The organism is Micromonospora sp. NPDC005197 (assembly GCF_040608295.1).
GTDB lineage: Bacteria > Actinomycetota > Actinomycetes > Mycobacteriales > Micromonosporaceae > Micromonospora.
Window position 1 is genome coordinate 1 of the sequence record NZ_JBEXHY010000164.1, and the last position, 10318, is coordinate 10318.

The window sequence follows — 10318 nt, forward strand, 5'->3', positions numbered from 1 at the left end:
CCGGCGCCGGGGACACCGGAACAGAGGCCCGGCCCGCGCCGGCACGGCCCGCGGCCACACCCGGCGCCGGCGACACGGGCACCGAGGCACGGCCGCTCCGGCCCGGCGTGGCCGAGCCCACCGATGCGGACCCGGCCGCGGCACCGCCGCGCGGCGGCACGGCAGCCGAACCGCCCACCGACGCGCGACCGCCCGCTGCCGGCGGTGTCACCGAGGCACGGCCGGGGGGCGCCGCAGGCTCCGAGGCGGACCAGCCGCCCGCGCGGGAGTCACCGCCGGGTCGGCGGTACGCGTCGTCCGCACCCGGTCCGGGGTCGCCGTTCGGGCCCGGGTACTGGGCCCGCCCACGCGCAGAACTGGGATCGCCGTACGAGTTCATTCTTCACACCCTGCCGGTCGCGGTGGAGCGCGACTGCGCCGCCACCGGGTTGCCGTGAGTTGCTTCACCCGGGACGCCGGCACGGGGGTGCCGGCTCGCCAAGGTCATTGCTGTATCAATCGGGCCAATCGGACCAACGATTGGTCGGCCGTCCCGGGTCATGTCCACAGCCCCGGGGCCGGTCGAACCAACTGAGATCACCGTTGCGCCTCTCGCCTCCGCCGACCCGCGCCCTCGGCGCCCGCCGCGTTCTGCTCGCCAGCGCCAGCACCGTCGCCGTCGCCCGTGAGACCGTCCCGGCCGAGCAGGTACTGCTCGACGAGATGGTTCCAGTCACAGCCGAGGCACACCTCCACCACGAAGACCTGGAACTCACGTAGCGTCATCGCCAGCACGGGCAACTCGGCCAGTGTGCGGGCCTGTCCGGCGGACTGCTTGAGTTCGTCCCCGTAAATGTAGTGGACGAGGGTCAGGTTCTCGCTGCGACAGATGGGGCAGCGGCGGTCGGTCGGTTCACCGTGGAACCGGGCAGCGTTCTTCAGGTACGGCGACGCGTCGCAGACGTCGTACGTGCCGACCCGGCCGGCCAGGAGCTCACGCAGCACCGCTCGCTTCTGTAGCGAGTAGTCGACGACCTGGCGCTGCGTACGCATGCGGAGAAGGGTACGCGGTCCGGCCCGACGAGGCGACCACGGTCACGATCCGTGACGGCGGGACCCCGGAACGGGGGTTTGCCCTGGCCCACGCGACCCGCTAACGTGCGATGTATCGGTCCGATACATCGCGGCGGTTACCGCTCCGCGCCGGAGGGTAAAGGGAGGGTGGCTCGTGCTCGAATTCGCCATCCTCGGCCTCCTGCAGGAGTCTCCGATGCACGGCTATGAGCTGCGCAAGGAGCTGACCGCCAAACTCGGCGCGATCCGGGCGGCGATCAGCTACGGCTCGCTCTACCCGACCCTGCGCAGGTTGCAGGCGGCGGGATGGATCACCGAAGCTGCCGAGACGCCCGCCACCGCCGAGGAGGTTCCCGCGCTGACCAGCCGACGTGGTCGGGTGGTCTACAAAATCACCGCGGAGGGCAAGGAACGCTTCGCCCAGCTGATCGCACAGGCTGGGCCCGAGACCTACGACGACACGGGTTTCGGTGTGCACTTCGCGTTCTTCGCCCGGACCGACCAGGCGACCCGCCTGCGCATTCTGGAGGGTCGCCGCCGCAAGATCGAGGAACGTCGCGAAGGGCTTCGCGACGTGCTGGGCCGGGCGGCCGAGCGCCTCGACGCTTACACCCTGGAACTGCAGCGCCACGGCCTGGACGCCTGTGAGCGTGAGGTCCGCTGGCTGGAGGAGCTCATAGCCAACGAGCGCTCCGGCCGAGCCCCGACGGTCCCGCACGGGACGGCCGGTGGCCGACGAGAAGACAACAGCCCGCCTCCACCTGGAGAGACCAGGAAAGAGCGGCCGTGACAGAAAAGAAGGAGGCAGACGCTATGGGCTCCGTCCGCGTCGCCATCGTCGGTGTGGGTAACTGCGCCTCGTCCCTGGTTCAGGGCGTCGAGTACTACCGGAACGCCGACCCGAACGACCGCGTCCCGGGTCTCATGCATGTCGCCTTCGGCGACTACCACGTCAACGCCGTGGAGTTCGTCGCGGCATTCGACGTGGACGCCAAGAAGGTGGGCATGGACCTCGCGGAGGCGATCGTCGCCAGCGAGAACAACACCATCAAGCTCTGCGACGTGCCGCCGACCGGCGTGTCCGTGCAGCGCGGTCCGACCTTCGACGGTCTGGGCCAGTACTACCGCGAGATCATCGAGGAGTCCGACGCCGCCCCCGTCGACGTGACGCAGGCGCTGCGCGACGCGCAGGTCGACGTCGTCGTCTGCTACCTCCCGGTCGGCTCCGAGCAGGCCGCCAAGTTCTACGCCCAGGCCGCGATCGACGCCGGCTGCGCGTTCGTCAACGCCCTGCCGGTCTTCATCGCCTCCGACCCGGAGTGGGCCCAGAAGTTCACCGACGCGGGCCTGCCGATCGTCGGTGACGACATCAAGAGCCAGGTCGGCGCCACCATCGTGCACCGCGCCCTCGCGAAGCTCTTCGAGGACCGCGGCGTCGAGCTGCTGCGCACGTACCAGCTCAACTTCGGCGGCAACATGGACTTCATGAACATGCTGGAGCGCACCCGCCTGGTCTCGAAGAAGATCTCGAAGACGCAGTCGGTCACCTCGCAGATCCCGCACGAGATGAGCAAGAGCGACGTGCACATCGGCCCGTCGGACCACGTGCCGTGGCTGGACGACCGCAAGTGGGCGTACATCCGCCTGGAGGGTCGCTCGTTCGGCGACACCCCGCTCAACGCCGAGCTCAAGCTCGAGGTGTGGGATTCTCCGAACTCGGCCGGCGTCATCATCGACGCGGTCCGCGCCGCGAAGATCGCCCTGGACCGCAAGATCGGCGGCCCGATCCTGTCGGCCTCGTCGTACTTCATGAAGTCCCCGCCGGTGCAGTACGCCGACCACGACGCCCACCAGGCCGTGGAGGAGTTCATCGCTGGCGAGGCCGAGCGCTGACCCGCTGAGCATCAGCACGGCCGAGGGCCGGGTCCGTCAGGGACCCGGCCCTCGCCGCGTTCCGCCCACCGTCACATACGGGCTCAGGACCAGGCGTGCCGCAGCGCGACGCTCGCCTCCAGCTCCAACAGCTTGACCTTGCGCGGCAGGCCCCCGCCGAAGCCGACCAGCTTGCCGCCCGCGCCGACGATCCGGTGACAGGGCACGATCACCGGGATCGGGTTGCGGTTGCAGGCCACCCCCACCGCCCGCGCCGCCCCGGGATCCCCGACCAGCCGCGCCACCTCGCCGTAGGTCAACGTCTCGCCGTACGGGATGCGCGTCATCTCCCGCCACACCGCCCGCTCGAACTCGGAGCCGCGCGGAGGCGACACGGGCACGGTGAACGCGCTCAGCTCGCCGGCGAAGTACGCCCTCAGTTCGGCGACGGTCTGCCGGGACAGCGCGTCGTCGGGCTCGTCGGCCGCCCCCTCGACGCGGCCGAAGTGGGCTCCGCGGACACCCGTGCCGTCGGTGGCCACGGAGAACTCGCCGATCGGTGAGTCGAGCACTGTCCAGCGCATCGACCCATTGTCCCTGTCGCGGACCCCTTCGCCGGCCCGGCTACCAGCGTCGAGCCGAAAGCCACTCCCCAGCCGCCGGACCGCGGCGGCAGCGACCCGCATCGGTAGCTCATCATCGCGCCTTGGTGACTGTTGAACCTTGCATCACGTCGATACCGTGCGGGTCGTGGCCACGGGGACGCTCATCTTTCTGATCATCGGTGGGGCGGGTGTCGGGGTGCTGGCACTCGCCCTGCTCGGCAGCGAGCTGCTGCACTTCGGGCACGCCGACGTGGACGGGCCGATCTCCACCGAGACGGTCGCCGGCTTCGCCGGAGCGTTCGGCTTCGGCGGGGCGATCGTCAACGAGCTGCTCGGCGCGCGTACCCCCGCGCTGATCGCGGGTGCGGCGGCCGGCGGCCTGCTCGCGGCCGTGCCCACGGCGTGGTTGGCGTCGCGGCTCAGTCGGGCGGCGCGCAACATGCGCACCGACCCCACCCCCACCCGGGACGACCTGGTCGGCGCGCTCGGCCTGGTGGTGACCCCGGTGCCGGTGAACGGGTACGGCGAGGTGCGGGTACGCGTGGCCGGCCAGCCGGTCAAGCTCAACGCCCGCGCCGACCAGCCGATCCCGGTCGGCGCTCAGATCTTCGTCGTACAGGCGCTCAGCGAGACCAGCGTGCACGTCGAAACCTACTGATTTCCTCCTCGCAGACGGGACTTCCCCTCCATGCCCCTGTTGATAGCTGTCGGCGGCGCGGTTCTCCTCGCGCTCGTCCTGGTGTTCTTCGTTCTGTCCCGGATCAAGGTGGCCGGGCCGAACGAGGCGTTCATCGTCACCGGCCGCAAGGGCCGCACCACGCAGACCGCCGACGGTGCCCGGTCGACCGACAATTCCGGGCAGAAGGTGGTGCTGGGCGCCTCGGTCTTCGTGCTCCCGGTGGTGCAGAAGCTCCAGTCGCTCGACCTGTCCAGCCGGCGGATCGACGTCGGCATCCGGGGCGCGGTCAGCAAGCAGGGCATCCGCGCCGACCTGCACGGCGTGGCGATCGTCAAGGTCGGCGGCACCGAGGACGCGATCCGCGCGGCCGCCCAGCGGTTCCTGCACCAGCAGGACGAGATCGACAACTTCACCCGGGAGGTGCTGGCCGGCGCGCTGCGTTCGATCGTCGGCCGGCTCACCGTCGAGGAGGTCATCCGGGACCGGGCGGCCTTCGCCAGCGCCGTGGCCGAGGAGGCCGAGCACTCGATGACCAACCAGGGTCTGGTGCTCGACACCTTCCAACTCCAGGACATCCTCGCCGAGGGCTCGTACCTGCAGGATCTGGGGCGACCCGAGGCGGCCCGGGTGCTCAAGGACGCGGCGATCGCCGAGGCGCGGGCCCGGCAGCAGGCCGAGCAGGAGCGACTGCTCGCCGAGGAGGCCATCGCCGAGGCGAACCGGAACCTGGCCCTCAAGCAGGCCGGCATCCAGGCGGAGATCGACGCGGCGAAGGCCAAGTCGGCCGCGGCCGGGCCGCTCGCCCAGGCGGAGCGGGACCAGGCGATCCTCTCCGAGCAGCAGAAGGTGGCGGAGCGCAACGCCGAGCTCAAGCAGCGTCAGCTGGACACCGAGGTGCGCAAGCCGGCCGACGCCGCCCGGTACAAGGTGGAGCAGGAGGCCGAGGCGGCCCGCAACGCTGCGGTGCTGAGCGCCGACGCGCAGCGACAGGCGGTCATCGCCGCCGCGCAGGCATCCGCCGAGCAGGCACGGCTCACCGGTGAGGGCGAGCGGGCCCGGCGGGCCGCGCTGGCCGAGGCGAACGCGATCGAGGGCGCCAAGGAGGGTGAGGCCGAGCAGCGGCGGCGCTCCGCGATCGCCGAGGCGGTCGAGCGGGAGGGTACGGCCGAGGCGGCGGCCATCCTGGCCCGAGGACAGGCCGAGGCCGACGCGATGGCCCGCAAGGCCGAGGCGTTCGCGGCGTACGGCGAGGCCGCGGTGCTGGACCTCCTGGTCAAGGTGCTGCCGCAGGTGGTCGAGGCGGCGAGCGCTCCGATCGGGGCGATCGACAAGATGACCGTCATCTCCACCGACGGCGCGTCGTCGCTGACGAAGTCGGTGGCCGGCAACGTCGCCCAGGGACTGCAGCTCGGCAGCGACCTGACCGGCATCGACCTGGCCGGCCTGCTGGCGCGGCTGGGCTCGGCGTCCACGCCCAGCGGCAACGGCACCCCCGCGGGCAAGAGCCCGTCCGTGGACGGAACGGCCGTCGAGACGCGCTAGTAGGTAACGCCGATCGGGGCGTCGCTCTCACTCCGGGAGCGACGCCCCGGCCGCGCCAGCCAACGTCAGGGGATCAGGCCTTCGGCGCGGGCCCAGCGCAGCAGCTCGGCCTCGGCGGCGTCGCGGTCCAGCGGGCCGTGCTCCAGGCGCTGTTCCTTGAGGTGCTTCCAGGCCCGCCCCACGACCGGCCCCGGCGGTACGCCGAGCAGCTCCATGATCGCGTTGCCGTCCAGGTCGGGGCGAACCCGGGCCAGGTCCTCCTCGGCGGCGATCCGGGCGATCCGGTCTTCCAACGCGTCGTAGTCGGCGGCGAGCTGGGCGGCCTTGCGCCGGTTGCGGGTGGTGCAGTCGGAGCGGGTCAGCTTATGTAGCCGGGGCAGCAGGTCACCGGCGTCGGCGACGTAGCGGCGCACCGCCGAGTCGGTCCACTCGCCCCGCCCGTACCCGTAGAAACGCAGGTGCAGCGCGACAAGCGCGGTCACCTTCGCGGTGATCTCCTTGGGATAGCGCAGGGCCTTCATCCGGGCCTTGGTCAGCCGCGCGCCCACCACCTCGTGGTGGTGGAAGCTGACCCGGCCGTCGGGCCCGACGGACTTGGTCGCCGGCTTGCCCACGTCGTGCATGAGGGCGGCCATCCGCAGGATGAAGTCGCAGCCGTCCTCCTCGAAGGAGACCGCGTTCTCGACGACCGTCAGCGTGTGCTCGTAGACGTCCTTGTGCTGGGCGTGCTCGTCGATCTCCAGCTTCAGGCCGGTCAGCTCCGGCAGGAACCGCTCGGCCAGCCCGGTGTCGACCAGCAGCCGCAGCCCGGTGATCGGGTCGGCGCCGCAGAGCAGCTTGGTGAACTCGTCCCGCACCCGCTCGGCCGTGATCCGGTCCAGGTCGGCGGCCATCTCGGTCATCGCCGCGTGCACGTCCGGGTGCACGGCGAAGCGCAGTTGAGCGGCGAACCGGGCCGCCCGCAGCATCCGCAGGGGGTCGTCGCCGAACGACTCACGCGGGGTGCTCGGCGTACGGATGACCTTGGCCGAGAGATCGTCCAGCCCGCCGTGTGGATCGGTGAAGCGGTGGTCCGGCAGGCTGACCGCCATCGCGTTGATGGTGAAGTCACGCCGCTTCAGGTCCTCGTCGAGGCTGGTGCCGTACACCACCACCGGGTTGCGGCTGACCTGGTCGTACGACTCGGCGCGGAAGGTGGTGATCTCCAGTCGGAGGCCGTCGCGCTGAGCGCCGATGGTGCCGAACTCCCGGCCGGTCTCCCAGATCGACTCGGCCCAGCCCTTGATGATCCGCAGCGTCTCGTCGGGGTGGGCGTCGGTGCAGAAATCCAGGTCGTCGCCGAGCCGGCCGAGCAGGGCGTCCCGCACCGAACCGCCCACCAGGTGCAGCTCGTGACCAGCGCGGACGAAGCGGCGGCCCAACTCGTCGGCGACCGGAGAGACCCGGAGTAGTTCGGCGACGGCGTTGCGCTGCGCGGCGGTGAGTTCGCGGCGGTCGGCGGCGTGAGGAGCGGAGGCTTCGGACATGGGATCGCCAGCTTATCGGGCCGGGGTGTGATCCGATCCGCCGGGCGCGGGTATCGGGCAGGGGTTGACTATGGTCTGTGACGTGCGGGTCGGCGCCCGGCTCGACGTACCCCTGGGAGGCTGGAGATGAGCGGCGGGCTCTACCGCAGCGCGAACGCCGCGCAGGACGGCGGTGCGGGAGCCAACGTCCGCCCCTCCGACGGCGCCACGTTCATTTCGGCCGAGCCACTGAACCAGCCGGCCATGGAGTCGACCGCCCCACCGCAGGAGCAGGTGGGCGAGGCGAGCGCCGCGACCAACAGCGCGGTGATGGCGGTCGGCAGCCTGGTCAGCCGGGGTACGGGCTTCCTGCGCAACCTGGTCATCGCGGCGGCGCTCGGCGGCGCGCTGGTCGGTGACGCGTACACCACCGCGCAGATCCTGCCCGGGATGGTCTACGAGTTCCTGCTCGGCGGCGTGCTCACCAGCGTGTTGATTCCGGTGCTGGTGCGTCGCCGCAAGGTCGACGTCGACGGCGGCCAGGCGTACGCCCAACGGCTGCTCACCCTGGCGGTGCTCGCCCTCGGCGTCGCGGCGCTGCTCGCGGTCGCCTTCGCCTCGACGCTGACGTGGCTCTACGGCAGCGGCCCGTCGAGTGGCGATTATTCGCAGCTGGTCACGGGGCTGGCCCGTCTCATGCTGCCGATGATCTTCTTCTCCGGACTGAGCGCGCTGATCAGCGCGGTGCTCAACACCCGGGGGCACTTCGCCGCGCCGATGTGGGCGCCGATCCTGAACAACCTCGTGGTGATCGGGACGGCGGGTCTCTACATCGCCGTGTTCGGCGCGGAGATCGTCCGCCCGGAGGAGATGACCACCGGGCGGATCCTGCTGATCGGCGGCGGCACCCTGCTCGGCGTCGCGGTCCAGGCGGCGGGTCTGCTGCCGGCGCTGCGCAAGGTCGGCTTCCGCTGGAAGCTGCGCTTCGACTTCCGCGCGCTCGGCCTACGCGAGCTGGGCCGACTCGGGGCGTGGATGATCTGCTACGTCGCCGTGAGCCAGGTCGGCCTCATCGTGCTGTTCAACCTGCTGAACCGGGCCGGCAAGGAGAACGCCGCCGGCCCGCTGATCTACAACAACGTCTTCCTGCTGCTGATGACCGCACACGGGATCATCGCCGTCTCGATCATCACCGCGCTGATGCCCCGGATGAGCGCCGCCGCCGCCGACGGCCGGTACGCCGACGTCGCCGCCGACCTGTCGCGCGGCACCCGCACGGTCACGGCGGTGCTCGCCCCGATCGCGGTCTGCTACGCCGTCCTCGCCACTCCGATCGCGTTCACGCTGTTCCGGTTCGGCGCGTTCAACGAGAACAACGCCACCGCCACCTCCGTCGTGCTGCTCGCCGCCGCGCTGGCGCTGGTTCCGTTCGCGGTGAGCCAGCTCTTCACCTTCGCCTTCTACGCCCTGCCGGACACCCGCACCCCCGCGCTGATCAACATTCCGGTGGTGGCGCTGCGGATCGGCGTGCAGATCGTGCTCTTCGTGGCGTTCTCCGCCAGCTTCGCCGGCGCCGGGATGATGATCGGCAACGCGGTCTCCTACCTGGCGGCGGCGGTCGGCTCCGCCTGGCTGCTGCGCCCCCGGGTCGGGCGCATCGGCCTCGGGGAGATCATGCGTACCGGCGGTCGGGTCCTGGTCGCGTCACTCGGCGCGGCGCTGGTCGGCCTGCTCGTGGTCAAGCTGTTGCCTGGCGACGACACGCCGACCCGCCTGGAGGCCATCGTCCAGCTCGTGATCGGTGGCGCGGCGATCGGTGGGACGTACCTCGGTCTCGCCATGGTGCTGCGGATCGGGGAGATCACCGAGGTGGTCGGCATGGTCCGCCGCCGCCTCGGTCGCTGACCGCAAGGATCCGGGCACCGAAAGTCGTAGCCACACGGAACGTGACCACGGATCACCAGGCTGGGGATGCACCTGTGGATAACTCCGCGATTCGCCGGTCAACAACCGGATCGACCTGTGGATAACCAACCGTACGGCTGAGCGTGGTCGCCCGATCGGCGGGAACAGGCGGTTGGCGAGGTCACCACGCCAGGCCCGGCCCCGGCGTCGGTCACTTGCGGTGAAGCCGTAGATTGGCTAGTACATGTGCCAGCAACGTGGCTGACAACGGTCGTAACCGGACGACTTCCCCGACTCCCGGCACCCCGCCGGGTACGGCAAGAAGATGACATGTCGGGGAGACGGGCAACCCGGGTAAGGTCGCTCTCGACGGGTACGGCAGGCGCCGACGCTGCGCGTCGACACCGGTTGGCCGGTTCCTTCGACGGCAGAGCGGGAAGCCACATGCCCAGCAGTGCGGGTCCATCGATCGACACGATCACCGAGGGAGGACGGGTGACCCAGGTCGGCGAGGGTCAGGAGGCGGACGAGAGCGCTCCTCCGGTCATGACCTTCGGTGCTCCCACGGCCGGTGAAATCCTCGCCGAGCGTTACGAGCTGGTCGAGCACATCAACAACGACAGCGCGGGTCGGCTGGTATGGCGGGGAGTCGACGTCATCCTGCGCCGCCCCGTCGCGGTGGTGCTGCGCTACCCGGGTGGCGACTCCGCCACCGAGATGCTCCAGGCCGCTGTCGCGGCCAGCCGCGTCATCCACCCCAACCTGGTCGGCGTCTACGACGCGATCGACGAGGCCGAGCGGGCGTACGTGGTCCGTGAGTGGGTGGACGGGCAGTCGTTGCGCGACCTGGCCGCCGATGGTCCGCTGGACCCGGCGCGGGCCACCGCGATCGGCAACGCCGTCGCGAGCGCGCTCGCCGCGGTGCACGCCACCGGGATGGTGCACGGCAACGTCCACCCCGGCACCGTGATGATCAGCGACGAGGGTCGCGTGGTCCTGGCCGACGCACGCACCGACGGTGACGACAGCCAGGAGAGTGACATCCGGGCGGTCGGCGGCGTCCTCTACTTCGCACTGACCGGTCACTGGCCGCACGCCGAGGCGCCGCTGCGCGGCGCCACCGCCGGCCATGGTGGGGCCGCCATACCGGACGCGGT

Annotated in this window: 9 protein-coding genes and 1 pseudogene; 7 read left to right on the forward strand and 3 right to left on the reverse strand. The window is 70.9% G+C overall.

Annotation, left to right across the window (positions count from 1 at the left end):
- Positions 1-437, forward strand: a pseudogene (locus tag ABZU46_RS28920) (hypothetical protein); the annotation flags it as partial.
- A gap of 139 nt (positions 438-576) precedes the next feature.
- Here the strand turns inward: ABZU46_RS28920 and ABZU46_RS28925 are convergent.
- Complete coding sequence (locus ABZU46_RS28925; RefSeq protein ID WP_354862693.1) at positions 577-1032, reverse strand: DUF5318 domain-containing protein; 456 nt, start codon at positions 1030-1032, stop codon at positions 577-579.
- Between the two features lie 175 nt (positions 1033-1207).
- Between ABZU46_RS28925 and ABZU46_RS28930 the strand changes: the two genes are divergently transcribed.
- The gene (locus ABZU46_RS28930) at positions 1208-1843 is read left to right on the forward strand and encodes a PadR family transcriptional regulator (protein WP_354862695.1); all 636 of its coding nucleotides are present in this window, start codon (positions 1208-1210) and stop codon (positions 1841-1843) included.
- 23 nt (positions 1844-1866) lie between these two features.
- Positions 1867-2946 carry an inositol-3-phosphate synthase gene (locus ABZU46_RS28935; protein WP_354862696.1) on the forward strand — a complete coding sequence of 360 codons (1080 nt, stop codon included), beginning with the start codon at positions 1867-1869 and terminating at the stop codon, positions 2944-2946.
- 83 nt (positions 2947-3029) lie between these two features.
- Here the strand turns inward: ABZU46_RS28935 and ABZU46_RS28940 are convergent, their stop codons facing one another.
- Positions 3030-3509: a methylated-DNA--[protein]-cysteine S-methyltransferase gene (locus ABZU46_RS28940; protein ID WP_354862698.1), complete on the reverse strand. Its 480-nt coding sequence runs from the start codon at positions 3507-3509 to the stop codon at positions 3030-3032.
- Positions 3510-3666: 157 nt separating this feature from the next.
- On the opposite strand from ABZU46_RS28940, the gene ABZU46_RS28945 reads away from it, so the two are divergent.
- Positions 3667-4188, forward strand: coding sequence for a hypothetical protein (locus tag ABZU46_RS28945; RefSeq protein WP_344354343.1), 522 nt, complete (start codon positions 3667-3669; stop codon positions 4186-4188).
- Positions 4189-4218: 30 nt separating this feature from the next.
- The gene (locus ABZU46_RS28950; RefSeq protein WP_354862700.1) at positions 4219-5751 is read left to right on the forward strand and encodes an SPFH domain-containing protein; all 1533 of its coding nucleotides are present in this window, start codon (positions 4219-4221) and stop codon (positions 5749-5751) included.
- A gap of 65 nt (positions 5752-5816) precedes the next feature.
- Here the strand turns inward: ABZU46_RS28950 and ABZU46_RS28955 are convergent, their stop codons facing one another.
- A complete protein-coding gene (locus ABZU46_RS28955) occupies positions 5817-7277 on the reverse strand; it encodes a CCA tRNA nucleotidyltransferase (protein WP_354862701.1) in 1461 nt (486 codons plus the stop codon).
- A 126-nt stretch (positions 7278-7403) separates the two neighbouring features.
- Here ABZU46_RS28955 and murJ point away from each other — a divergent pair, with 126 nt between their 5' ends.
- Both murJ and ABZU46_RS28965 read left to right on the forward strand, forming a co-directional pair.
- Positions 7404-9161, forward strand: a complete 1758-nt coding sequence (murJ, locus tag ABZU46_RS28960; protein WP_354862703.1) for a murein biosynthesis integral membrane protein MurJ — start codon at positions 7404-7406, stop codon at positions 9159-9161.
- Between the two features lie 444 nt (positions 9162-9605).
- The coding region (locus ABZU46_RS28965; RefSeq protein ID WP_354862705.1) for a protein kinase family protein at positions 9606-10318 on the forward strand (713 nt) is incomplete at its 3' end.

Bases quoted from the DNA above. Each gene is read 5' to 3' on its own strand.
- ABZU46_RS28925 (WP_354862693.1), bottom strand. From the start codon at position 1,032: ATGCGTACGCAGCGCCAGGTCGTCGACTACTCGCTACAGAAGCGAGCG.
- ABZU46_RS28935 (WP_354862696.1), top strand. From the start codon at position 1,867: ATGGGCTCCGTCCGCGTCGCCATCGTCGGTGTGGGTAACTGCGCCTCG.
- ABZU46_RS28940 (WP_354862698.1), bottom strand. From the start codon at position 3,509: ATGCGCTGGACAGTGCTCGACTCACCGATCGGCGAGTTCTCCGTGGCC.
- ABZU46_RS28950 (WP_354862700.1), top strand. From the start codon at position 4,219: ATGCCCCTGTTGATAGCTGTCGGCGGCGCGGTTCTCCTCGCGCTCGTC.
- ABZU46_RS28955 (WP_354862701.1), bottom strand. From the start codon at position 7,277: ATGTCCGAAGCCTCCGCTCCTCACGCCGCCGACCGCCGCGAACTCACC.
- murJ (WP_354862703.1), top strand. From the start codon at position 7,404: ATGAGCGGCGGGCTCTACCGCAGCGCGAACGCCGCGCAGGACGGCGGT.